Annotated in this window: 26 protein-coding genes; 17 read left to right on the top strand and 9 right to left on the bottom strand. The window is 62.5% G+C overall.

Going from position 1 to position 21,847, the window contains the following annotated elements; translation table 11 throughout:
• Positions 1-129 precede the first annotated feature (129 nt).
• Entirely contained in the window at positions 130-1,152 is a 1,023-nt protein-coding gene (locus tag NKJ13_RS02295; protein WP_352508123.1) for a glycosyltransferase family 4 protein, read from the top strand.
• Between the two features lie 12 nt (positions 1,153-1,164).
• Here the strand turns inward: NKJ13_RS02295 and NKJ13_RS02290 are convergent, their stop codons facing one another.
• Both NKJ13_RS02290 and NKJ13_RS02285 read right to left on the bottom strand, forming a co-directional pair.
• On the bottom strand, positions 1,165-1,524 hold the full coding sequence (locus NKJ13_RS02290; protein ID WP_352737733.1) for a tRNA-binding protein: 360 nt from the start codon (positions 1,522-1,524) through the stop codon (positions 1,165-1,167).
• Between the two features lie 6 nt (positions 1,525-1,530).
• Positions 1,531-2,031: a type III secretion system chaperone family protein gene (locus NKJ13_RS02285; protein WP_023678420.1), complete on the bottom strand. Its 501-nt coding sequence runs from the start codon at positions 2,029-2,031 to the stop codon at positions 1,531-1,533.
• Here NKJ13_RS02285 and NKJ13_RS02280 point away from each other — a divergent pair.
• Entirely contained in the window at positions 2,030-2,350 is a 321-nt protein-coding gene (locus NKJ13_RS02280; protein ID WP_352737732.1) for a hypothetical protein, read from the top strand. The genes NKJ13_RS02285 and NKJ13_RS02280 overlap by 2 nt on opposite strands.
• On the opposite strand, the gene NKJ13_RS02275 is transcribed toward NKJ13_RS02280, so the two are convergent.
• Positions 2,351-2,653: an accessory factor UbiK family protein gene (locus NKJ13_RS02275; RefSeq protein ID WP_352508124.1), complete on the bottom strand. Its 303-nt coding sequence runs from the start codon at positions 2,651-2,653 to the stop codon at positions 2,351-2,353.
• A 130-nt stretch (positions 2,654-2,783) separates the two neighbouring features.
• Here NKJ13_RS02275 and lgt point away from each other — a divergent pair, with 130 nt between their 5' ends.
• The 6 genes from lgt (at position 2,784) to NKJ13_RS02245 (ending at position 8,663) form a co-directional block, all read left to right on the top strand.
• The gene (lgt, locus tag NKJ13_RS02270) at positions 2,784-3,635 is read left to right on the top strand and encodes a prolipoprotein diacylglyceryl transferase (protein WP_352777020.1); all 852 of its coding nucleotides are present in this window, start codon (positions 2,784-2,786) and stop codon (positions 3,633-3,635) included.
• Positions 3,632-4,720 carry a class I SAM-dependent methyltransferase gene (locus NKJ13_RS02265; RefSeq protein WP_352737731.1) on the top strand — a complete coding sequence of 363 codons (1,089 nt, stop codon included), beginning with the start codon at positions 3,632-3,634 and terminating at the stop codon, positions 4,718-4,720. Before lgt ends, NKJ13_RS02265 begins: the two co-directional genes overlap by 4 nt.
• Before the next feature lie 139 nt (positions 4,721-4,859).
• On the top strand, positions 4,860-5,648 hold the full coding sequence (gene pgeF, locus NKJ13_RS02260; protein ID WP_352777017.1) for a peptidoglycan editing factor PgeF: 789 nt from the start codon (positions 4,860-4,862) through the stop codon (positions 5,646-5,648).
• Positions 5,648-6,799, top strand: coding sequence for a M24 family metallopeptidase (locus tag NKJ13_RS02255; protein WP_352508128.1), 1,152 nt, complete (start codon positions 5,648-5,650; stop codon positions 6,797-6,799). Before pgeF ends, NKJ13_RS02255 begins: the two co-directional genes overlap by 1 nt.
• 54 nt (positions 6,800-6,853) lie before the next feature.
• Positions 6,854-7,474, top strand: coding sequence for a hypothetical protein (locus NKJ13_RS02250; protein WP_352508129.1), 621 nt, complete (start codon positions 6,854-6,856; stop codon positions 7,472-7,474).
• Between the two features lie 253 nt (positions 7,475-7,727).
• Positions 7,728-8,663 (top strand): ribose-phosphate pyrophosphokinase, encoded by a 936-nt coding sequence (locus NKJ13_RS02245; RefSeq protein WP_254819191.1) that lies wholly within the window; start codon positions 7,728-7,730, stop codon positions 8,661-8,663.
• 112 nt (positions 8,664-8,775) lie between these two features.
• Here the strand turns inward: NKJ13_RS02245 and NKJ13_RS02240 are convergent, their stop codons facing one another.
• The gene (locus NKJ13_RS02240) at positions 8,776-9,642 is read right to left on the bottom strand and encodes an AraC family transcriptional regulator (protein WP_352508131.1); all 867 of its coding nucleotides are present in this window, start codon (positions 9,640-9,642) and stop codon (positions 8,776-8,778) included.
• Between the two features lie 130 nt (positions 9,643-9,772).
• On the opposite strand from NKJ13_RS02240, the gene NKJ13_RS02235 reads away from it, so the two are divergent.
• The 8 genes from NKJ13_RS02235 (at position 9,773) to NKJ13_RS02200 (ending at position 17,217) form a co-directional block, all read left to right on the top strand.
• Positions 9,773-11,017: an MFS transporter gene (locus tag NKJ13_RS02235; RefSeq protein WP_352508132.1), complete on the top strand. Its 1,245-nt coding sequence runs from the start codon at positions 9,773-9,775 to the stop codon at positions 11,015-11,017.
• A gap of 205 nt (positions 11,018-11,222) precedes the next feature.
• Positions 11,223-11,972 (top strand): SDR family oxidoreductase, encoded by a 750-nt coding sequence (locus tag NKJ13_RS02230; protein ID WP_352508134.1) that lies wholly within the window; start codon positions 11,223-11,225, stop codon positions 11,970-11,972.
• Positions 11,973-12,357: 385 nt separating this feature from the next.
• Entirely contained in the window at positions 12,358-13,002 is a 645-nt protein-coding gene (locus NKJ13_RS02225; protein ID WP_352777016.1) for a 50S ribosomal protein L25/general stress protein Ctc, read from the top strand.
• Positions 13,003-13,025: 23 nt separating this feature from the next.
• Positions 13,026-13,751, top strand: coding sequence for an aminoacyl-tRNA hydrolase (gene pth, locus NKJ13_RS02220; protein WP_352687881.1), 726 nt, complete (start codon positions 13,026-13,028; stop codon positions 13,749-13,751).
• Between the two features lie 110 nt (positions 13,752-13,861).
• Entirely contained in the window at positions 13,862-14,965 is a 1,104-nt protein-coding gene (gene ychF / locus NKJ13_RS02215) for a redox-regulated ATPase YchF (protein ID WP_352737729.1), read from the top strand.
• A 217-nt stretch (positions 14,966-15,182) separates the two neighbouring features.
• Positions 15,183-16,157: a magnesium/cobalt transporter CorA gene (gene corA, locus NKJ13_RS02210; protein WP_352737728.1), complete on the top strand. Its 975-nt coding sequence runs from the start codon at positions 15,183-15,185 to the stop codon at positions 16,155-16,157.
• 131 nt (positions 16,158-16,288) lie between these two features.
• On the top strand, positions 16,289-16,750 hold the full coding sequence (locus NKJ13_RS02205) for a MaoC family dehydratase (RefSeq protein ID WP_352477973.1): 462 nt from the start codon (positions 16,289-16,291) through the stop codon (positions 16,748-16,750).
• Positions 16,747-17,217: a MaoC family dehydratase gene (locus tag NKJ13_RS02200; RefSeq protein WP_352687887.1), complete on the top strand. Its 471-nt coding sequence runs from the start codon at positions 16,747-16,749 to the stop codon at positions 17,215-17,217. The genes NKJ13_RS02205 and NKJ13_RS02200 overlap by 4 nt, the downstream gene beginning before the upstream one ends.
• A 43-nt stretch (positions 17,218-17,260) precedes the next feature.
• Here the strand turns inward: NKJ13_RS02200 and NKJ13_RS02195 are convergent, their stop codons facing one another.
• From NKJ13_RS02195 to petA, 4 genes are all read right to left on the bottom strand, one after another.
• Complete coding sequence (locus NKJ13_RS02195; protein ID WP_352687889.1) at positions 17,261-17,806, bottom strand: adenine phosphoribosyltransferase; 546 nt, start codon at positions 17,804-17,806, stop codon at positions 17,261-17,263.
• 214 nt (positions 17,807-18,020) lie between these two features.
• Complete coding sequence (locus NKJ13_RS02190; protein WP_352477976.1) at positions 18,021-18,893, bottom strand: cytochrome c1; 873 nt, start codon at positions 18,891-18,893, stop codon at positions 18,021-18,023.
• Between the two features lie 89 nt (positions 18,894-18,982).
• Positions 18,983-20,284 (bottom strand): cytochrome b, encoded by a 1,302-nt coding sequence (locus NKJ13_RS02185; RefSeq protein ID WP_352687891.1) that lies wholly within the window; start codon positions 20,282-20,284, stop codon positions 18,983-18,985.
• Between the two features lie 16 nt (positions 20,285-20,300).
• Entirely contained in the window at positions 20,301-20,861 is a 561-nt protein-coding gene (petA, locus tag NKJ13_RS02180) for a ubiquinol-cytochrome c reductase iron-sulfur subunit (protein WP_352477980.1), read from the bottom strand.
• 280 nt (positions 20,862-21,141) lie between these two features.
• On the opposite strand from petA, the gene NKJ13_RS02175 reads away from it, so the two are divergent.
• Positions 21,142-21,498: a cupin domain-containing protein gene (locus tag NKJ13_RS02175; protein WP_254819178.1), complete on the top strand. Its 357-nt coding sequence runs from the start codon at positions 21,142-21,144 to the stop codon at positions 21,496-21,498.
• 27 nt (positions 21,499-21,525) lie between these two features.
• Here NKJ13_RS02175 and NKJ13_RS02170 read toward each other — a convergent pair whose 3' ends face one another.
• A complete protein-coding gene (locus tag NKJ13_RS02170) occupies positions 21,526-21,840 on the bottom strand; it encodes a DUF6665 family protein (protein ID WP_023679480.1) in 315 nt (104 codons plus the stop codon).
• Between the last annotated feature and the right edge of the window lie 7 nt (positions 21,841-21,847).

Below are 21,847 nucleotides of genomic sequence, written 5' to 3'. Positions count from 1 at the left end.
TGATTCGGCCCTGCGGCCTCATTTCGACCCCGCGCCTGCCCGGGTGCGCCGGTGCGACGCCAGAGCTGCGGCGTGGTCGCCGCTCAGGCATCGCGGCAAGCCAATCAAGCTTGCCGCCAAGGGACCGCCATGCGCATCCTGATGGTCACCGACGCCTGGCGCCCGCAAGTCAACGGCGTCGTCCACACGCTGGAGCGCCTCTCGGAGACCCTGAAATCCTTCGATGTCGAGACGGATTTCCTGACGCCCAACATCTTTCGCACCCTGCCTCTGCCGACCTATCCCGATATCAGGCTGGCGCTGACGACGCCGCACCGCGTGGCGCGGCTGATCGAGGCGCGCAAGGTGGACCACGTTCATATCGTCACCGAAGGACCGCTCGGCATTATGGCCCGGCGCTACTGCCGCAACGCCGGCCGCCCGTTCACGACCAGCTATCACACACGTTTTCCGGAATATCTGAGCGCACGCCTACCGGTGCCTGAAGCATGGGCCTATCGCTGGCTGCGCGATTTCCATAATTCAGGACAGGGAACGCTGGTCGCCACCCAGTCGCTTGCCGACGATCTTGCGGCGCGCGGCTTCACCAAGCTCCGGCCGTGGACGCGCGGCGTCGACACCGATCATTTTCGGCCGGATAAAAGAAAGGACCTGGGATTTCCCGGACCGATCTTCCTCTGCGTCGGCCGCGTCGCGATCGAAAAGAACCTGCCGGCCTTTCTCGACCTCGACCTGCCGGGCAGCAAGGTGGTCGTAGGCGAAGGGCCGGAACTAGCGAAGCTGAAGGCCAGATATCCCGATGCCCATTTCCTCGGCCATCGTCCGAATGACGAGCTGGCCGAGATCTACGCCTCGGCCGATGCCTTCGTCTTCCCCAGCCGCACCGACACATTCGGCAACGTCATCATCGAGGCGCTGGCCAGTGGCACGCCGGTCGCAGCCTATCCCGTCACCGGACCGATCGACATCGTCGGAGACGGCATCGGCGGCGCGGTATCGGACGACCTGCGGCAAGCAGCGCTCGCCGCCCTTCACGTCGACCGCGCCGAGGCGCGGCAACGCGCGATGCGCTACAGCTGGAAGGCCTGCGCGGAAATGTTCATGGAAACGGTTGAAGAGGCGCTGGGCACCACGCGTAAACTGGCTGCGTGAGCAACAGCGCAGCTAGAACAACCTGCCTCCGTCCGGCACCTTGCGCTCGATCGCGCCAAGCACGACGGCGCCCTCTTCATCGGGAAAGCCTAGCGTCAGCACTTCCGACATGAATGGCCCGATCTGGCGCGGCGGGAAATTGACTACAGCGAACACCTGCCGGCCGATCAGGGTTTCGGGCGTATAGTATTTTGTGATCTGGGCCGAGGATTTCTTCACCCCGATCTCGGGACCAAAATCGATTTTCAACTTAATCGCCGGCTTGCGCGCCTCGGGAAAAGGCTCGGCCTCTACGATCGTGCCGGCGCGGATGTCGATACGGTCGAAATTGGCAAAGCTGATCTCGGGTTTTCGCGTGTTGCTCGAACTCATCGACGGTCAGGCGTTTCCGTAGGTTTCGAACAGCACGCCGGCCAACGCATCCTTGGCCGAAGTCCCCGACCAGACGACGAACTGGAACGCCTGGAAATAGCATTCGCAGGCTTCCAGCGCCGACGACAGCAGCACCTCGACCTGCTGGCTTGACGGCTCGACCCCACCGGCCAGCAGCAGCGACTGGCGGAACATGATGGCGCCTTCCTGCTCCCAGAGATCGAAATGGCCAAACAGCATCTGCTCGTTGATCAGCGAAAGCAGCCGCATCACCTCGAGCGCGCGCGCCTCCGGGACTTTGATGTCGAAGGCGCAGGCCAGGTGCAGCGCCTCGTAGTCCTCCATCCAGGAGAATGAAACGTGGTAGTCGGTCCAGCTCCCGGCAACCGAAATCGAGATCTCGTCGTCGCCGGCCCGTTCGAAGGACCAGTCGTTGTTGTGCGCCACCTGCTCGATAACATCCACCGGATGGATTTCGCGGGAGAATTCGAGTTCGAGAAGTTCCATGAAATGCTTCCTGTCGTTCTGGGAGCGCCACCACACAGGCACACTCGAACAATTCTGCCTAGAACTCGGACGGCCAGGACTTCGTCAACGCAAAGACCCCGGACCGGACCCCACCGCCCGGCGCATGACCCTGCTCCGAATCATGCAACAAATTCAGTCTATTGATCGGGAGTCGCGTGACCAGCCAAATTTTTCGCACTGCGTCATTCGCATGTGGAAAGGCGATGTCACAAAGATTCACGCAGTACCGGTAAGCGATTCACGACAAAGCGCTTTTTACGATCCGGCTTTGTGGAAAAGTTTAACGATTTATTTCTGATTATTTTTTTGCACGCGGCTTTGCCGCAGCCACAGGCGCTGCTTGACCGGTCAATTCGGCAAGCCTGGCCTCGAGCGCCTCGATGCGAGCGGCAAGCCGGATGTTTTCTTCCCTGGCCTTCGCCGCCATGTCGCGAGCAGCGTCGAATTCCTCGCGCTGCACCACGTCCATGGAGTTGAGTATGCGCTCGGCCTGGCCCCTGAAGGCGGTCTCCACCTCGCGCCGCACGCCCTGCGCGGCACCGGCTGCATCGGTCATCAGCTTGGCGAATTCATCGAGAATGCGGTTCGGTCCGGTCGCCATGGCAAATCCTCGCTTGGTTGAATTGACGTAGTGGCGCACCATTCGGAATGCAAGCATATGCTTGCCTTGACCGCGCCAAAAGCCTGCCGCATGGTCCGCGCCCGAACCTGATTGGAACCCGGAGACCCTGTTGAGCGAATATTTGCTGCCGCTGGCCGCCCTGCCCTTTCCCAACATCGACCCGGTCATCGTCCGGATCGGACCACTGGCGGTGCATTGGTACGGCGTCGGCTATATCGTCGGCATTCTGTTCGCCTGGTGGTATGCCAAACGCCTCGTCACCAACCCCAAACTTTGGCCCGACGGCATCCTGCCGATGAAGCCCATCGACCTCGACGACTTCATCGTCTGGGCAGCCATCGGTGTGGTGCTCGGCGGACGCACCGGCTACGTGCTGTTCTACGACCTGCCGCGCTACATTGCCAATCCGCTCGATATCGTCGCCGTCTGGCAGGGCGGCATGTCGTTTCATGGCGGCCTACTCGGCGTCATTCTCGCCATGACGCTGTTTTCCTGGTCCCGCGGCATCCGCACATGGTCGCTGTTCGACGTGGTTGCCGCCGGCGTGCCGGTAGGGCTTGGCCTCGTTCGCCTGGCAAACTTCATCAATTCCGAACTATGGGGCCGGCCGACCGACGTGCCATGGGCATTCGAATTCCCCAATGGCGGCCCATTTGCACGCCATCCGAGCCAGATCTATGAGGCGCTGCTCGAAGGTTTGGTGCTGTTCCTGGTCCTGCGCTTCCTCACCCATTCCAGGCTCAAGCTGAAGACGCCGCGCTTCGTCGGCGGCGCCTTCATCGCCGGCTATGGCGCCTCGCGCATCTTCGTCGAATTCTTCCGCGAGCCCGACCAGCAGCTTGGCTACCTCCTTGGCACGAGCTGGCTGACCATGGGAATGGTGCTGTCACTGCCGATTGTGCTGGCCGGCATCTGGGCGATGGCTACAGCCAAGCCGGTGACAAAACCGCAGCCGGCATGACGCGGCTGAAGACCCGCATCGCCGAGCTGATCGGTGCGGTAGGACCGATCCCCATCAGCGAATACATGGCGCTCTGCCTGTTCGATCCGCAGGACGGCTATTATACGACACGCGAGCCGTTTGGCGCCGCCGGCGACTTCGTCACCGCGCCGGAGATCAGCCAGATGTTTGGCGAGCTGGTCGCCATCTGGCTCTACCAGGCGTGGCTGGCGATCGACCGGCCGACGCCGGTCGCCATCGCCGAAATCGGCCCCGGCCGCGGCACGCTGATGAGAGATATGCTGCGCACGCTTTCGCGGCTCGATCCGACGCTTACCGCCAGCGCATCGTTCGCCTTGATCGAGGCCAGTCCGCGGTTGACCGAGGTCCAGAAACGGACGCTTGCCGGGACGTCGGCCACCATCGCCTGGCATGAGGCCGTCGACACGCTGCCGCAGGGGCCGCTTCTGATTGTTGGTAACGAGCTGTTTGACGCCGTGCCCATCCGCCAGTTCGTCCGCGCTGGAGCCGGCTGGAGCGAACGGATGATCAGTCTCGACGACGCGAACCGGCTGCGCTTTTTCGTCGGCGCCGGCTCGCTTGACCCGATGCTGCTGCCGGAGGGTGCCGAGAATGCGACGCAAGGTGCCATCGTCGAGGTGGCGCCAGCCCGCGCCGCCCTGATGGCGGCCATCGCCGGGCGACTTGCCGGATTTGGCGGAGCCGGCCTGTTTCTCGACTACGGTCATCTCCAGCCCGGGATCGGCGACACCTTGCAGGCCTTGCGCAAGCACGGTCATGAGGACGTGCTGGCCAATCCGGGGCAGGCCGATCTCACAGCCCATGTCGATTTCGCTCCCCTCGCGGCAACCGTTCGGGCACACGGCCTCGATGCCCACCTCTCAACGCAAGGTGAATTCCTGCTCAAGATGGGGCTTCTCGAACGGGCTGGCCGGCTCGGCGCCAACGCCGATGAGGCAGCTCGCGAAAAGATCGCGGCCGACGTCGAGCGCCTCGCCGGCCCGCAGGCCATGGGCGAACTCTTCAAGGTGCTTGCCGTCCTCCCTGCCGGCATTGCCGTTCCGCCGTTTCCAAGCACGGATTGACTTTTCGCTGCCGCCTCTCTCACTCTCCCGTCTCCGACTAGCGCCCGACATCAACTTCGCCAGCCTTCAACCGACCAGCCTTCAACTGCGCCCCTTCAACTCGCTTGACGAAATCGCCCATACGGACAACAAAGCCGCCATGCTGAATCAGACCAAACCGGATCCCGTTCGGTCGCCCTTGCTGGAAACGGCGCAAGGCATCCGCCACGGCTACTTCACGCGAGTCGGCGGCATTTCCAGCGGCATCTACCGGGGCCTCAACATCGGGGCCGGTTCGAACGATGACCAGACGCTGGTGCGCGAAAATCGCCGCCGGGTCGCCGAATGGATGGGCGTGCCCGCAAACCATCTGCTGACCGCTCACCAGGTTCATTCGCCGGACGTCGTCATTGCCAGGGAGCCTTTTGCCGGCGAGCGGCCCAAGGCCGACGCCATTGTCACCGACCGGCCGGGCATTGCCGTCGGTGCCTCGACCGCCGACTGCGGACCGGTCCTCTTCGCCGACGCCGAGGCGCGCATTATCGGCGCCGCCCATGCCGGCTGGAAAGGCGCTTTCACCGGAGTGCTGGAAAACACCATCGCGGCAATGGAAAGCCTCGGCGCCCGGCGCGACTGCATCGTCGCAGTGCTCGGTCCTTCGATCGGCCCACGGAATTACGAAGTCGGACCGGAATTCGTCGCCCGTTTCGTCGACGCCGATGCCTGCAATGCTCGCTATTTCGCGCCTTCAGCAAATGCCGGACACGCGATGTTCGATCTCAACCGCTACACGGTCGACCGGCTGACCAAGGCTGGCGTCAACGCCGAAGGACTTGGCCGCTGCACCTATGCCGAGGAAGAGCTTTTCTACTCCTATCGGCGCAGCACGCATCGCAACGAGCCCGACTACGGGCGGCAGGTTTCGGCAATCGTTTTGGAGGCTGACTGATGGCGCTGCATTTCGAACGCTCGGAATTCGACGCGCGGCGCGATCGACTGATGATCGAGATCGCCGAAAAGAAGCTCGACGCCGTCCTGCTGTTTGCCCAGGAAAGCATGTATTGGCTAACCGGCTACGATACCTTCGGCTTCTGCTTTTTCCAGTGCCTGGTGGTCAAGGCCGACGGCTCGATGGTGCTGCTGACGCGTTCGGCCGACTTGCGCCAGGCGCGCCACACCTCGATCATCGACAACATCGTTTTGTGGACGGACCGCAACGGCGCCAATCCGGCGGTAGACCTGCGCAACCTGCTCAACGAACTCGACCTGCTCGGTGCCCGCATCGGCGTCGAATACGACACCCACGGCCTGACCGCCTATAATGGCCGGCGCCTCGACGAGCAGTTGCAGACCTTCGGGCAGATCGCGGATGCCTCCGGCATTGTCAGCCGGCTACGGCTGTTCAAGAGCCCGGCAGAAATCGCCAAGGCGGAAAAAGCCGCAAATCTGGCCGACGACGCGCTGGACGCAGCACTGCCGCTGATCAAGCAGGGCGGCGATGAGGCGCTGATCCTCGCCGCCATGCAAGGTGCCATCTTTGCCGGCGGCGGCGATTATCCGGCCAACGAGTTCATCATCGGCTCCGGCGTCGACGCCCTGCTTTGCCGCTACAAAGCCGGCCGCCGCAAGCTCACCAAGAACGACCAGCTGACGCTCGAATGGGCCGGTGTCTTCCACCACTACCATGCGGCAATGATGCGCACGGTGTTGACCGGCAAGGTATCGAAACGCCACCAGGAATTGTTCGATGCCGCCCGCGCCGCGCTACTTGCAGTCGAGAAGGCGATGACGCCCGGTAATACGTTCGGCGACGTGTTCGACGCCCATGCCCGCACCCTCGAAGTCCACAATTTGACCAAGCACCGGCTTAATGCCTGCGGCTATTCGCTCGGCGCCCGCTTCACCCCGTCCTGGATGGATATGCCGATGTTCTATCAGGGTAATCCCGAACCGATTGCGCCGAACATGACGCTGTTCGCCCATATGATCATCATGGACTCCGAAACCGAAACCGCGATGACGCTTGGCCGCACCTATCTGACGACCGAATCCCAGCCGAAGCCGCTGTCCCGCCATGATCTCGACTTGATCGTGCAGTGAATCCATAATGCAAAGAGTGTGAGGGGCGTTCATCGCCAAGGAGTTTTCAGGCTAATGAGACGATCGCATGTGACGACCGTGTCATTGCTCGTGGCGCTGGCGCTGGCGGCCTGCACCAATGCGAAGGACGTTCTCGAACCGTCGGCCATTGCCCCGCAATCGACGCAATCGCTCTCCGGAGCCGGAAGTGCCGCAACGCCCCCCGCAACTCCGGCTCGGCCTGCCGGCACCGCGCAAACTGCAGATACAGCGCAGCCTTCGGCTGCAGTAGCCGTGCCGCCCGCCAAAAGCGCGGCTGCCATTGCGCGGACCCGGCTGCAGGTGGCGCCGATCGTCGGCGCCTCGGTAGAAGCCGCGACACCGCTGACCGCCGAGCTTCAGACACGCGCCAGGCAGCGCGGCATCACCTTGGCCGGCAGCACCGACCAGACCCCAACGCATGTGCTCAAGGGCTATTTCTCGACCATGACGGAAGGCAAGGACACCACCGTCATCTACGTCTGGGACATCTATGACCCGGCCGGCAACCGGCTGCATCGCATCAATGGCCAGCAGAAGGCACCCTCCGTCGGCGGCGGTGAAGGCTGGGCGGCGGTGGCGCCGGCGACCATGCAGGCAATTGCCGACCAGACAATCGACCAGTTCGCCACCTGGCTTGGCGGCGGCGCCGGCTGACCTGGAGCATGATTTCCGAAAATGGAATCCGGTTTTCGGAAGAGATCATGCTCAGACTGAAAGATAGAGCTATCCCCGATTCCGTCGGCATCGCAGTGGACCTATCGCCGCATCGTCAAGCCGTAAGCGTTTATTGAGATTAGCCGGCGGATTCCCATTCACGACGCTTGCAATACCGGCGCGGGCCGCTAAAAGCCCGACTAAGAGGCTGGAGTGCTATCGGAGTCTCTCAATCCTTCGCCAGGAACGGTGCATGAAGCTCTTCGCGGGCAATTCCAACAGGGTGCTGGCCGAATCAGTCGCCCGCTACCTCAACATTCCGCTGGGCAAGGCCAGCGTCAGGCGCTTCGCCGACCAGGAAATCTTCGTCGAGATCCAGGAGAATGTGCGTGGCGAGGACGTCTTCATCCTGCAGTCCACCTCGTTCCCGACCAACGATCATCTGATGGAACTGCTCATCATGATCGACGCCTTCATGCGCTCTTCGGCCAAGCGCATCACTGCGGTTATTCCTTATTTCGGCTATGCCAGGCAGGATCGCCGCGCCTCGGGCCGCACACCCATCTCGGCCAAACTGGTCGCCAACATGATCACGAGGGCGGGCGTCGACAGGGTGCTGACCCTGGATCTCCATGCCGGCCAGATTCAAGGCTTCTTCGACATCCCGACCGACAATCTGTTTTCCGTGCCGGTCATGGCCCGCGACGTAAAGGCGAAATACAAGCAGCTTGCCAATGTCATGGTGGTTTCGCCGGATGTCGGCGGCGTGGTCCGCGCCCGCGCCCTCGCCAAGCGCATCGATGCCCAGCTCGCCATCGTCGACAAGCGCCGCGAGCGCCCCGGCGAATCGGAAGTCATGAACGTCATCGGTGACGTGCGCGGCAAGGATTGCCTGTTGATCGACGACATCATCGATTCGGGCGGAACACTGTGCAATGCAGCCGATGCGCTGCTTGCCGACGGCGCCACCAGCGTCACCGCTTATACTACTCATGGCGTTTTGTCCGGCGGCGCCATCGCCCGCATCGGCGCCTCGAAACTGCAGGAACTGGTCATCACCGATTCCATCCAGCCGACCCAGGCAGTGCTCGACGCCGCCAATATCCGCGTCATCTCCATCGCCGAACTGATGGGCGAGGCGATCTCACGCACGGCGACCGAGGAATCGGTGTCGAGCCTGTTCGATTAATGCGTGTCGCGCAAAACTGTGCAGCGGTTTTCCGATAACGACATGCATAAAAACAAGAACCTAAAGCGCATCGCATGAGGCGGGTCGAACGCGACGCCTTCAGGGCTGCGACTCAGGCCGAGCCGGACCGCTTGTTCGCCGCACCTTCGCCAGCATCACGGGCGCCGCGCATGTAACCGCGTGGCGAGGCTCCCAGCATGCGCTTGAACATGGTGATGAACGCCGGCACGCTGTCATAGCCGAGATCGAGCGCCACCCTTGTGATCGGCTCGCCGTCGGCCAGCCGTGGCAGCGCCGCGAACAGGCAGGCCTGCTGACGCCAGGTCGACAGCGACAATCCCGTCTGGCGGTGGAACGCGCGGGTGAAAGAGCGGCGACTCATGCCAACGATAGCGGCCCATTGGTCGATCGTCGCATGCGGTGACGGTGCCGAGACGAAGCGCCGGCACAGCGTCGCCAGCCTTGCATCGGACGGGAACGGCAGGCCGAGCGGCCGTTCCGGCAGGTTCGGGATTTCGTGCAGCAGGAGCTTCATGATCAGTCCGCCCCGGCCCTCCAGCTCGGCGCCCTGCGGCAGCTTTTCCGATTCCACGATCAGGCTGTGCATCAGGTCGGTGATGCCCACGACACGCAACCCGTCCGGTAGGCCGGGAATGGCCTCCGGCATCACATAGACGGACCGCATGCTGACGTCGCCCAGCATCTCGACGGAATGTTCGGTGCCGGCGGGGATCCACATCGCGTGGTCCGGAGGCACCATCCAGCGCCCATGCCGCGTCGTTACCAGCACGACCCCGACCAGCGCGTGCAGCAACTGGCTGCGGCTGTGATGGTGCCGTGGCACATGGTAGCCGTCCGGATATTCGGTCGGCAGCGCCACTGCCGGCCCTACGGCCTGCTCCAGCCATTGCCAGCGACGCTCATGCAGCAGCCCGAGATCAGCGTCGCCCGCCTTGAACATTTCCTTGCCATGCGGCATCAGCTATGGCCCACTTGCGAAACTATTGGACCAAACCACGAAAGAAGTCGCGTGACAAGCGACGTATAAGGCAGGCGGCCCCATAAGACCGCGTGCGGAAGTGCCCGCCAAAAAGACCACGGAGCATGCCTTGACAGATACCACAGCAATCGCCGAGGGCGAGCCGGCAGCGGCCGGCCACATCTCAGCTCAGGCGACGGCCTTCACCGTCATCCTGGCGGTGAGCTTCTGTCATTGCATCAACGACATCATGCAGTCGCTGCTGTCGGCGATCTATCCGCTGCTGAAGGCCAATTACGGTCTCGATTTCTGGCAGATCGGCCTCTTGACTTTCACTTTCCAGGTGACGGCATCCTTGCTGCAGCCGGTGATCGGCATGATCACCGACAAGCGGCCGATGCCTTATTCGCTGCCCTACGGCATGGCCTCCTCGTTGATCGGACTGGTCGTGCTGGCCTACGCCGGACACTATTTCCTGCTCCTCATCGGCGCCTCGCTGATCGGTATCGGCTCGGCGATCTTCCATCCGGAATCCTCGCGCATCGCCCGCTTCGCCTCCGGCGGCCGGTTCGGTCTTGCGCAGTCGCTGTTCCAGGTCGGCGGCAATTTCGGCCAGGCTATGGGGCCGCTGCTGGCAGCCTTCATCGTCGTGCCCTTCGGCCAGACCAGCATCGCCTGGTTCGCCGGCGGCTCGCTGATCGGCATCATCGTGCTGTGGCAGGTCGGCGGCTGGTACAGCCGGCTGCGTGCCGCGCAGGGCGCCCGCAAGGCGGCAAGCTTCGTCTCGCCCTTCCCGCGCCGCAAGGTGATGGGAGCGCTGCTGGTGCTGACGCTGCTGGTACTGACCAAGAACGCCTATATTTCCAGCCTTGCCAGCTACTACACCTTCTATTCCATTCATAAGTTCGGTGTTTCGGTGCAGATGTCGCAAGTCATGCTGTTCCTGTTCCTCGGCGCCTCTGCCCTGGGCATCCTGCTCGGCGGCCCGTTCGGCGACCGCTACGGGCAGAAGGCGATGATCTGGTTCTCGATCGTCGGCGTGCTGCCCTTCACGCTGGCCCTGCCCTACGCCAATTTCGAGTGGACGATGGTTCTCACCGTGCTGATCGGCCTGATCCTGTCCTCGGCCTTCTCGAACATCGTCGTCTTCGCCCAGGAACTGGTGCCCGGCCGCGTCGGCATGATCGCCGGCATCTTCTTCGGCTTCGCCTTCGGCATGGGCGGCATCGCCGCCGCCGTGCTTGGCGTCGTCGCCGACCTGAAAGGCATCGATTTCGTCTTCCAGGTCTGCTCGTATTTGCCGCTGCTCGGGCTACTGACGGTCCTCCTGCCTAACATGAAGGCAGCGAGGAAGCTGGAGGCGGCGGCCAGCTAAACATCAGTGCATCTTTCGGAATTGATAGGAGGGCGTGGCAGTTGCCGCGCCCTTGATGATTCTTTCACCATACGCCGGGTGAAAAGCCTGTCAGAGAGGGTCACCCCTGAAGGCAAAATTGTGGTCAGCAACGCTTCCAAGTTGAACATACCGGGCTTACCCCTGATGCTGCGCAGCGCTCCGCGCCAGGAAAGGCAATTCGCTTATGTCCAGACTAAAAGGCAAGGCCGCATTGATTACCGGCGGCACCAGCGGCATCGGCCTAGTGACGGCACAACGTTTCATCGAGGAAGGTGCGCGCGTCGCTATCACCGGAACCAATGCGAGCCGTCTCGAGGAGGCGCGCACCACCCTCGGCAGTGACGTACTTGTCATTGCCGCTGACGCCGGAGATGCCGCTGCCCAGAACGACATAGCGCGGCGGATCGAGGAAACCTTCGGCAAGCTCGACATTCTCTTCCTCAATGCCGGTATCGCCGACCTGCGCCCGCTTGGCGACTGGACCGAGGCCGCGTTTGACAGGAGCATCGATGTCGACCTCAAGGGGCCCTACTTCCTGGTCAAGGCGCTCGTTCCGCTGTTTTCGAACCCGTCGTCGATCATCCTCAGCGGCTCGGTCAACGCACATATGGGAATGGCTGGAACGCACGTCTATGCGCTGGCCAAGGCCGGCATGATTTCGCTCGCCCGGACGCTCTCGGGCGAACTGATAGAACGGGGTATTCGCGCCAATGTGATCAGCCCGGGTCCGATCGACACGCCGCTAAACGACAAACTTGGGCTGGCCCCCGAAGCGGCGAAGGCGCGCGCGAAAGCTGTGGTCGGCCTGGTGCCTGCCCGTCGTTTCGGAACCGCCGAGGAAATTGCCAATGCAGTGGTTTTTCTTGCTTCGGACGAATGCCCGTTCATGGTCGGAGCGGAAATGCTGATCGATGGCGGCTTGAGCATCGCCTGACATCGGCACGACGTGACAAAAAAAGACACTCGCCAGAAGGCAGTTTTTTGTCACGTTCTTAAAGGCCTGAAGAAGGCCAGCAGGTCGGCGCTGATGACACCGGCATGGGTGATCGCCATGCCATGGGAAACCCTTGTAGACCTGCCTGCCATGACCTTGCCTGCCATGACTTGCACCCTTTCCCGCCTTCGGCTATAGAGCCGCCACCCGCGTAGACACCCTTGGAGGCAACGCGGCGGAAGGCTGCCTTCCCTTGTGATCCCGAACAAAGGTCCGCTTGCTTATGCGGCTGCCGCTTTCGGATATGCAGGCCCGGCGGCTTTCGACGTTTACGGCCCAGCCACGCTGGCCGCGAACGCTCCAGAACAACGCGAAAGGAAATGCCATGAGCCACGATACTTACGAGCTCAAGGCCGAAGCGCGCGAACAGGTCGGTAAGGGGTCCGCCCGTGCAGTTCGCCGCAACGGTAAAGTGCCTGCAGTGATTTACGGCGACAAGCAGCCTCCCCTGGCGATTGCGCTGACCTATAAGGACATCTACTACAAGATCCATGGCGGCGGGTTTCTGACCACGGTCGCCACGATCGACGTCGACGGCAACAAGATCCAGGTTCTGCCCAAGGATTTTCAGCTCGACCCGGTCAAGGATTTTCCGGTCCATGTCGATTTCCTGCGCATCGGCAAGGACACCGAAGTCAATGTCGACGTGCCCGTGCACTTCATCAATGAAGACAAGTCGCCCGGCATCAAGCGCGGCGGCGTGCTCAACATCGTGCGCCACGAGGTCGAGTTCCACTGCCCGGCGAATGCGATCCCGGATTTCATCACCATCGATCTCACCGGCACCGATATCGGAGATTCGATCCACATTTCGGCCGTCACCTTGCCGGCCGGCGTCAAGCCGGTGATCTTCGACCGCGACTTCACCATCGCGACCATTGCCGGTTCCTCGGCGATGAAGCCGGAGGCGGTAGAAGAGACGACTGGAGCGGCTGCGCCCGAAGCGGCTCCTGCCGCCGAAGAGAAGTAACTCCTTCCCGCCCGGAGGCGACGATGCTTGTCTTTGCAGGCCTCGGCAATCCGGGCGCGAAATACGCCAGCAACCGGCACAATGTCGGCTTCATGGCGGCGGACGCGATCGCCCGCCGCCATTCCTTTTCACCCTGGTCGAAGAAATTCCAGGGTCTGATCGCCGAAGGCACGCTTGCCGCCGAAAAGGTGATCCTGATCAAGCCGCAGACCTTCATGAACCTGTCCGGCCAGTCGGTCGGCGAAGCCTTGCGCTTCTATAAGCTCGGCCCTTCGGCGCTGACTGTCTTTTATGACGAGATCGACCTTGCTGCCGGCAAGGTGCGTGTCAAGGTCGGTGGCGGTTCCGGCGGCCACAACGGTATCCGCTCGCTCGACCAGCACGTCGGCAAGGATTTTCGCCGTGTGCGCATCGGCGTCGGCCACCCCGGCGTCAAGGAAATGGTGCATGGCCATGTGCTCGGCGATTTCGCCAAGGCCGACCGCGAATGGCTGGACGTGCTGCTCGACGCAATCGCCGACGGTGCCGGATTGCTTGCCGAGGGCGACGACAATTCCTTCATGAACCGCGTGACGCTGGCCCTGCGCGACAAGCTCACGCCGACGGGCGACGACGACCGCCCGCCGCCCAAGGCGCCAAAGGCACAAAGCCACGTCCGCCAGGCGCGGCCGCAGCAGCCGGCGGCCAAGCTGCCCGAAACCGGCCCGATGGCGGCCATGCTGAAGAAGCTTTTTGGCGGCAAGGACTGAGCCATGGCGCCGTCAGCGCCGCGGGCATGAGTGCTCAGGGCTTGACGATCATCGGCGCTTTCGCCCATAGCCCTGATCAAATTTCGATTTCCCGATAGGACCAGACAAAAATGGGTTTCAAATGCGGCATCGTTGGCTTGCCCAATGTCGGCAAGTCGACGCTCTTCAATGCGTTGACCAGGACGGCGGCGGCGCAGGCCGCCAATTATCCGTTCTGCACCATCGAACCGAATACCGGCGAGGTGGCGGTGCCCGACCCGCGCCTGCAGAAGATCGCCGCGATCGGCAAGTCGAAGGAGATCATCCCGACCCGCATCTCGTTCGTCGACATTGCCGGCCTAGTGCGTGGCGCCTCCAAAGGCGAAGGGCTTGGCAACCAATTCCTCGCCAACATCCGTGAGGTCGACGCCATCGTCCATGTGCTGCGCTGCTTCGAGGATGACGACATTACCCATGTCGAGGGCCGCATCGATCCTGTCGCTGATGCCGAGACCGTCGAAACCGAATTGATGCTTGCCGACCTCGACAGCCTTGAGCGCCGCATCGTGCAGATCCGCAAGCGTGCCGCCGGCAAGGACAAGGAAGCAGCGACCGTACTTCCGATGATGGAAGCGGCGCTTGAACTGCTGCAGGCCGGCAAGCCCGCCCGCATCCTGCTCAACGGCATCTCGGCTGAGGATCTGCGCATCCTGCAGGGGCTGAATCTCTTGACCTCACACCCGGTGCTTTACGTCTGCAACGTCGCGGAAGCCGATGCCGCCACCGGCAACGCGCATACCAGGGCGGTCGAGAAGATGGCCGCCGCGCAAGGTGCCCGCACCGTTGTGATTTCCGCGGCGATCGAGGCCGAGGTCGCCCAGCTCTCGGACGAAGAGGAAATGGAATTCCTGGCAACGCTCGGTCTGGACGAACCCGGCCTGAACAAGGTCATCCGCGCCGGCTACGAGCTGCTCCAGCTCATCACCTACTTTACCGTTGGCCCCAAGGAGACGCGCGCCTGGACCGTGCACAAGGGTGCCAAGGCGCCGCAGGCGGCAGGCGTCATCCACACCGATTTCGAGCGCGGCTTCATCCGCGCCCAGACCATCGCCTATGACGACTTCGTCAGGCTGGGCGGCGAAGTGGCGGCCAAGGAGGCCGGCAAGGCGCGCGACGAAGGCAAGGAGTATGTCGTCCAGGACGGCGACATCATGCTGTTCAAGTTCAACACCTGACCCGGCGAGACGCGCCCGGCCTCCACAATGGCTGTTGCTCGATCACAACTTCATAACAGGCATCGCGGCGGCGTCTGCCGCTGCTTGACGGCACGTCACGCCCGGTCTAAGGGGCCTCTGCGCTGGTCTCGAGCCTCACATGGCCATATCAGTGCGATCTGACTGACGCGCCCCTTCCGAACGAAACCCTCTTTAGCAACAGCAAGGGAGACCGGCGATGATCAAGGCCTTCATCGTCGACAATGATCGCCTGCGCCCTGTCGACGATCTCCTGCAAAACAGCGATGCTGTCGTCTGGGTCGACCTTCTCAGCCCGACAAAGGAAGAAGAGACCACGATCGAGACCTGGCTCGGCATTGCCGTTCCGACCCGGGAAGAGATGGAGGAGATCGAGATCTCGAGCCGTCTCTACGTCGAGGACGGCGCCTACTTCATGACCGCCATTCTGCCTGCGCAGACCGAGGTGAACGATCCGTTGATGTCGCCGGTTACCTTCGTGCTCGCCGGCAGCAGGCTGATCACCGTGCGTTACCACGAGCCGAAGGCGTTCAAGACCTTTCCGCTGCGCGCCGAGAAGGTGGCGACCGGCTGCACCAGCGGCGACACCATCCTGATTGGCTTGCTGGAGGCGATCGTCGACCGCCTCGCCGACATTCTGGAGCGCGCCGGCCGCGACGTCGAGGCGATCTCGCGCGACATCTTCGAGGCACGCTCGACCAAGGTTTCCAAGCGCAACCGTGACTTCCAGGAACTGTTGAAAGGCATTGGCCGCAAGGAGGACCTCGCCTCCTCGGTCCGCGACAGCCTGATCTCGCTGCAGCGCCTTGCCGGCTTCCTCGCCCATGCCTCCACGCAAAGCAGGATGAGCAAGGATACCCGCGCCCGCATCAAAACGTTGTCGCGCGACGTGCTGTCGCTTGCCGACCACGCCACCTTCCTGTCGCAGAAGATCAGCTTCCTGCTCGACGCGACGCTGGGCATGATCTCGATCGAGCAGAACGCCATCATCAAGATCTTCTCCGTCGCCGCTGTCATCTTCCTGCCGCCGACGCTTGTCGCTTCAATCTACGGCATGAATTTCGACATCATCCCTGAGCTCAAATGGCACTTTGGCTATCCCTTCGCCATCGGCATGATGGTGCTTTCGGCAATCCTGCCCTTCTGGTATTTCCGCCGTCGCGGCTGGCTATAGGGTTGTCAATGCGCGCTACGGCTTGGGCACAGCAGGCTGGCGCACCAGAAATTGCTTGACCAAATGCCGCCCTGCCTGCATCCGGGACCCGACGCGTAGCGATTGTACAATCCTGAACAGGATTCCAGACCATGACCACAAAGACCTGGGCTTATGAGGATTTTGTCGAGGGCGCTTCGCTCGACCTCGGCACCAAGCTGGTAAGCGCCGCTGAAATCATAGAATTCGCCGACGAGTTCGATGCCCAGCCGATGCATCTCGACGAGGCCGCGGGCAAGGCCAGCATCCTCGGCGGGCTGGCGGCTTCGGGCTGGCACACCTGCGCCATGTTCATGCGCATGCTGTGCGATGCCTTCCTGCTCGACTCGACCTCCCAGGGCGCGCCAGGCGTCGACCAGGTCAAATGGAAACGGCCGGTCCTGGCCGGTGACCTGTTGAGCGGCAGCACCACCGTCCTTGCCAAGCGACTGTCCAGATCGAAGCCCCGCCTTGGCCTGGTGACCATGCGCAGCGAGTTGTTCAACCAGCGCGGCGAAGGTGTTTTCGAGCTCGAAAACACCGTCATGTTCCTCACCCGCGAGGGCAGTGCGTGAGCCTCGACGAATTCTTCTGCATCGGTATCACCGTCACGCTCGGTTCACATCGATTCGAACCGGAGGCGATCAAGGCGTTCGCCCGCAAATACGACCCGCAGATATTCCATGTCGACGAAGAGGCGGCGAGGAACAGCATATTCGGCGGGCTCTGCGCCTCGGGCTGGCACACCGCCGCCACCTGGATGAAATTGAACCTCCAGGCTGGCATGGAGGCAGAGGTCGCCCGCTGGCCCGGCCCCGGGCCGGTGCCGGAATTCGGTCCCTCGCCCGGCTTCAAGAACCTCAAATGGCCCAAACCTGTCTATGCCGGGGAAACCGTGACTTTCACCCGCACCGCGCTGGCCCATCGCCCCATCGCCTCGCGACCGGGCTGGCGGCTGCTGACGCTCCGCTCAGAGGCCTTCGATTCGACCGGCGACAAGGTCATCGAATTCGAAAGTGCCGTGCTGGTGAAGGTGGAGTGAGCGGAGTTCTTCCCCTCTCCCCCAGGGAAGAAGGAAGAACCGCTCAATGCCCCTCAAACCCGATCAGCGTCCTCACCGGTACGTCGAGCGCCTCTAACCTCTCTCGGCCGCCAAGGTCCGGCAGGTCGATGACGAAGCAGGCGGCGAGGATATCGGCGCCGATCTGCCGCAATAGCTTGACGGCCGCCTCGGCCGTGCCGCCGGTGGCGATCAAATCATCGACGAGGATTACCTTCTCGCCTGGAGAAACACCGTCCTTGTGCATCTCCATCTCGTCCAGCCCGTATTCCAGGCTGTAGGCGACCCGCACCGTCTCGTAAGGCAGCTTGCCTTTTTTACGGATCGGCACGAAGCCGGCCGAGAGCTGGTGGGCGATGGCGCCGCCGAGGATGAAGCCGCGCGCCTCGATGCCGGCGATCTTGTCGATCTTCAGGCCGGCATAGGGATGCACCAGTTCGTCGATGGCGCGGCGGAAGGCCCGCGCATTGCCGAGCAGCGTGGTGATGTCGCGAAACAGGATGCCCGGCTTGGGATAATCCGGAATGGTGCGGATCGCGGCAAGCAGCGTCTCTTCGAGCGAGGATTTCATCGAGCGGCTCTCCGGGCTATTCAGATTCGGCTGAAGGCGTGAAAGGAATGGGCCAATCGTAACCCGGCGCCGCCAAGTCCGGCTACCGCCATGTGATGCCTGACGGAAAATTGTCCGGCAAAGGGCCTTGCTCAGCGTCGGCTACGATCAATCGACATGCCTGCAATGAAAAGGGCGCCTTTCGACGCCCTCGCATTCTCGTATATCGCAAGGCTCAGTGCGCCACGCCGGCCCACACCTTGCGCTTGGTCAGGTAGACCAGCGCACCGAACAGCAGCAGGAAGACCAGCACGCGAAAGCCGGTCTTCTTGCGGTCCTCGAGGTGCGGCTCGGCCGCCCACATCAGAAAGGCCGACACGTCGCGCGAGTACTGGTCGACCGTCTGCGGCGCGCCGTCATCATAGGTAACCTGGCCGTCGGAGAGCGGCTTCGGCATCTTCAGCGACACGCCGGACAGGAAGTACGGATTGTAGTGCGTGCCTTCCGGTATGACCATGCCAGCCGGCGGCTGCTGGTCGTAGCCGGTCAGCAGCGAGTGGATGTAGTCGGGGCCGCCCTGCGCATATTGCGTAAAGATGTCGAACACGAAGCGCGGGAAGCCGCGCTCGACGCCGCGCGCCTTGGCCAGCAGCGACATGTCGGGCGGTGCTGCGCCGCCATTTGCCGCCGCCGCTGCTTCCACATTGGGGAACGGCGCCGGGAAATGGTCGGACGGCTTGCCGGGGCGATCGAACATGTCGCCGGCATCGTTCGGTCCGTCGTGGATCGTATATTCGGCCGCCAGCGTCTTGATCTGCGCATCCGAATAGCCAAGGCCTTCCAGCGTACGGAACGCCACCAAATTCATCGAATGGCAGGCCGAGCAGACTTCCTTGTAGACCTTCAGCCCGCGCTGCAGCTGGGCCTTGTCGTAGGTGCCGAATGGCCCGGCGAAGCTCCAGTCCATTTCCTTCGGTTCGTGTATCGGGAAATGCGTCGGCGCCGCCTCATTGTGCGCCTCTTCCTGGGCGCTGGCTCCAGTGCTTGCGGCACCCATGCCCGCGGCCACAAGGCCAAGCAGCGCCAGCGAGGAGAGAATCTTTTTCATGCCAATTCCCCTTGAGATTCTCTGACGCGCTGTCATCGTCTCGAGCATGACCTTGTCCGAGTACCGGTTTCCACTTTTCGGGATCATGCTCAGCCCTTGGTTTCCGGGGCGGTCATGGCGCCAGCAGGATGTCCGCCGCCGCCCTTGTTCTTCTCGAGCACCGCCTCGGTGATCGAATTCGGCAGCCGTCGCGGCTTTTCGATCAGCCCGAGCACCGGCAGCGCTACCAGGAAGAAGGCGAAATAGAACAGCGTCGCCATCTGCGCCATGAATACATAGCTGCCCTCGGCCGGCTGCGAGCCCAGCCAGCCGAGCAGGATGGCGTCGGCCACGAACAGCCAGAAGAACAGCTTGTACCAGGGCCGGTAGACTGCCGAGCGCACCTTCGAGGTGTCGAGCCACGGCACCAGGAACAGCATGACAATCGCGCCGAACATGCAGAGCACGCCCCCGAGCTTGGAGTTGATGGGCCCGATATTGAAGGTGATGGCGCGCAGGATCGCGTAGAACGGCAGGAAGTACCATTCCGGCACGATGTGGGCCGGCGTCTTCAGCGGGTTGGCCACGGTGTAATTGTCGGGATGGCCGAGATAATTCGGCAGGTAGAACACGAAATAGGCGAAGACGAACAGGAACACGATCATGCCGAACCCGTCCTTTATGGTCGCGTAAGGCGTGAAGGCGAGCGTGTCGGTCTTCGATTTGACCTCGATGCCGGTCGGATTGTTCTGGCCGACGACGTGAAGCGCCCAGATGTGCAGCACGACGACGCCGGCAATCATGAACGGCAAAAGGTAGTGCAGCGCAAAGAAGCGGTTCAGCGTCGGATTGTCGACCGCGAAGCCACCGAGAAGAAGCTGCTGGATCCAGTCGCCGACCAGCGGAATGGCGGTGAAGAAGCCGGTGATGACGGTGGCGCCCCAGAAGCTCATCTGGCCCCAGGGCAGCACATAGCCCATGAACCCGGTCGCCATCATCAGCAGGTAGATGATGCAGCCGAGGATCCACAGCAGCTCACGCGGCGCCTTGTAGGAGCCGTAGTAGAGGCCACGGAAAATATGGATGTAGACGGCGACGAAGAAGAATGACGCGCCGTTGGAATGGAGATAGCGCAGCAGCCAGCCCGAATTCACGTCGCGCATGATCTTCTCGACCGAATCGAAGGCGAGAGTGCTGTCGGCTGCATAGTGCATGGCCAGCACGATACCGGTCAGGATCTGCGCCGCCAGCATAAGCGCAAGGATGCCGCCGAAGGTCCAGGCATAGTTCAGGTTGCGCGGCACCGGATAGGCGATGAAGCTGTCATAGACCAGCCGCGGCAGCGGCATGCGCGAATCGAACCAGCGTCCGATGCCGGACTTGGGCGTATAGGTCGAGTGTCCCTCGCTCATGGAAATATCCCCTGCCTCAGCCGATACGGATCTTGGTGTCGGAAACGAATTGGAACACCGGTACCGCCATGTTCTCCGGCGCCGGCCCCTTCCGGATGCGGCCGGCGGTATCGTATACGGAACCGTGGCATGGGCAGAACCAACCGCCGAAATCGCCTTCCTGGCCGAGCGGGATGCAGCCGAGATGGGTGCAGACCTGGACCATCACCATCCAGGCTTCCTTGCCCGGCGTGGTTCGATTGGCGTCGGTCGCCGGCGCGTCGGCCGGCAGGTTGGCATTGCGGGCGATTGGATCCTTGAGCTCGGCGAGATTGACCGCCTCGGCGTCCTTCATCTCTTTTTCGGTGCGGTTGCGCACGACCACCGGCTTGCCGCGCCACTTCACGACGAGCGACATTCCTGGCGTCAGCGACGAAACGTCGACCTCGACCGAGGCAAGCGCCAGCGTCGAGGCATCCGGACGCATCTGGTCGATGAACGGCCAAGCAACGGCGCCCGCGCCGACCACTGCGGCCATGCCGGTGGCGACGTAGAGAAAATCACGACGGTTGGGATCCTGGGTGTCGGTTGCGCTCACGGGTGCCTGATCCTTTCGCCTCTTCCGTGCCGGCGGCCGAGCTTGTTCCCCGCTCAATCGCGCCGGCCCGACAGCGCATGGCGAACAGGCTAGCGAATTCCTCCGGCATTTGGGACTTGGGTTTATGCGTGAAGCCTGTTTTTGTCCAGACGGGCGAAGGCACAAGGGCAGATTGTCGCGGGGGCGTAATTTGCCCAGCGGAACGATTGGAAAACAGCAGCAAAACCAAACGGCTGCGTTCACCTCGACAGCGGACGCTCGCCCGGTTTATCCTCGCCCCATGGCGCATGTCATCGACCGCGACAAATGGGCCAAAGCGCCCGACCAGTTGCCCGACCACTGGCAAGGCGAGTTGCAATGCGGGCCTTACGGTTCCAGCAGTTGCCTGATCTTTAACTACCTGCCGGAGACCGGCGGCGGCCCGAGGCTGCACAGCCATCCCTATTGCGAGATTTTCATCATCCGAACCGGGACCGGTCTGTTCACCGTCGGCGACCGGCAGATCGAGGCCACAGCCGGCCAGATCCTGGTCGTACCGCCGAACACGCCGCACAAATTCACCAATCTCGGGCCAGGCCCGCTGGAAACCACCGACATACACGAGAACGGCAGCTTCATCACCGAGTGGCTGGAATAACACTATCCAAACCAGTTCCGGTTCGGATCATGCGCTGGCGCCGAGCCTGGCCAGCACGGCCTTGGGGATGTTGTATTCCCGGATCACCGCGTCGTGCTTGCGCAGGCCGCAGAGTTCGCGCTGGATGAAATACCCGTGCACCGCTTCGGCTGCATCCCTGAGCAGCCGGGCACGGTCGACACTGTCGCAATTCTCGCGCAGCCTCGTCAATGTTTCCTCGACGCGCCGGCCGGCGCGGCCGAGCGCGGCCGCCTTCTCGCCGAGGATTTCATGGCCAAGCAGGTCCAACGCGCTCTCCTGCGCGCCGGACCGTCCGAAATTCGAGGGCATTCTCACCGCCATGGTCTAC

Origin of the sequence: Mesorhizobium sp. M0174, from assembly GCF_040322275.1 — a bacterium.
Classification (GTDB): domain Bacteria; phylum Pseudomonadota; class Alphaproteobacteria; order Rhizobiales; family Rhizobiaceae; genus Mesorhizobium.
Note: the sequence above shows the minus strand (reverse complement) of the source record. Positions and strands in the feature narration are given on the sequence as shown.

What these genes read in the sequence shown, in the direction of transcription:
- NKJ13_RS02175 (WP_254819178.1), top strand. Translation starts at nt 21,142, where the DNA reads ATGGCGCATGTCATCGACCGCGACAAATGGGCCAAAGCGCCCGACCAG.
- NKJ13_RS02295 (WP_352508123.1), top strand. Translation starts at nt 130, where the DNA reads ATGCGCATCCTGATGGTCACCGACGCCTGGCGCCCGCAAGTCAACGGC.
- NKJ13_RS02190 (WP_352477976.1), bottom strand. Translation starts at nt 18,893, where the DNA reads ATGAAAAAGATTCTCTCCTCGCTGGCGCTGCTTGGCCTTGTGGCCGCG.
- ychF (WP_352737729.1), top strand. Translation starts at nt 13,862, where the DNA reads ATGGGTTTCAAATGCGGCATCGTTGGCTTGCCCAATGTCGGCAAGTCG.
- pth (WP_352687881.1), top strand. Translation starts at nt 13,026, where the DNA reads ATGCTTGTCTTTGCAGGCCTCGGCAATCCGGGCGCGAAATACGCCAGC.
- NKJ13_RS02230 (WP_352508134.1), top strand. Translation starts at nt 11,223, where the DNA reads ATGTCCAGACTAAAAGGCAAGGCCGCATTGATTACCGGCGGCACCAGC.
- NKJ13_RS02185 (WP_352687891.1), bottom strand. Translation starts at nt 20,284, where the DNA reads ATGAGCGAGGGACACTCGACCTATACGCCCAAGTCCGGCATCGGACGC.
- NKJ13_RS02245 (WP_254819191.1), top strand. Translation starts at nt 7,728, where the DNA reads ATGAAGCTCTTCGCGGGCAATTCCAACAGGGTGCTGGCCGAATCAGTC.
- NKJ13_RS02265 (WP_352737731.1), top strand. Translation starts at nt 3,632, where the DNA reads ATGACGCGGCTGAAGACCCGCATCGCCGAGCTGATCGGTGCGGTAGGA.
- NKJ13_RS02240 (WP_352508131.1), bottom strand. Translation starts at nt 9,642, where the DNA reads ATGCCGCATGGCAAGGAAATGTTCAAGGCGGGCGACGCTGATCTCGGG.
- NKJ13_RS02290 (WP_352737733.1), bottom strand. Translation starts at nt 1,524, where the DNA reads ATGAGTTCGAGCAACACGCGAAAACCCGAGATCAGCTTTGCCAATTTC.
- NKJ13_RS02255 (WP_352508128.1), top strand. Translation starts at nt 5,648, where the DNA reads ATGGCGCTGCATTTCGAACGCTCGGAATTCGACGCGCGGCGCGATCGA.
- pgeF (WP_352777017.1), top strand. Translation starts at nt 4,860, where the DNA reads ATGCTGAATCAGACCAAACCGGATCCCGTTCGGTCGCCCTTGCTGGAA.
- NKJ13_RS02205 (WP_352477973.1), top strand. Translation starts at nt 16,289, where the DNA reads ATGACCACAAAGACCTGGGCTTATGAGGATTTTGTCGAGGGCGCTTCG.
- NKJ13_RS02225 (WP_352777016.1), top strand. Translation starts at nt 12,358, where the DNA reads ATGAGCCACGATACTTACGAGCTCAAGGCCGAAGCGCGCGAACAGGTC.
- NKJ13_RS02170 (WP_023679480.1), bottom strand. Translation starts at nt 21,840, where the DNA reads ATGGCGGTGAGAATGCCCTCGAATTTCGGACGGTCCGGCGCGCAGGAG.
- NKJ13_RS02280 (WP_352737732.1), top strand. Translation starts at nt 2,030, where the DNA reads ATGAAATGCTTCCTGTCGTTCTGGGAGCGCCACCACACAGGCACACTC.
- NKJ13_RS02285 (WP_023678420.1), bottom strand. Translation starts at nt 2,031, where the DNA reads ATGGAACTTCTCGAACTCGAATTCTCCCGCGAAATCCATCCGGTGGAT.
- NKJ13_RS02275 (WP_352508124.1), bottom strand. Translation starts at nt 2,653, where the DNA reads ATGGCGACCGGACCGAACCGCATTCTCGATGAATTCGCCAAGCTGATG.
- NKJ13_RS02195 (WP_352687889.1), bottom strand. Translation starts at nt 17,806, where the DNA reads ATGAAATCCTCGCTCGAAGAGACGCTGCTTGCCGCGATCCGCACCATT.
- NKJ13_RS02250 (WP_352508129.1), top strand. Translation starts at nt 6,854, where the DNA reads ATGAGACGATCGCATGTGACGACCGTGTCATTGCTCGTGGCGCTGGCG.
- corA (WP_352737728.1), top strand. Translation starts at nt 15,183, where the DNA reads ATGATCAAGGCCTTCATCGTCGACAATGATCGCCTGCGCCCTGTCGAC.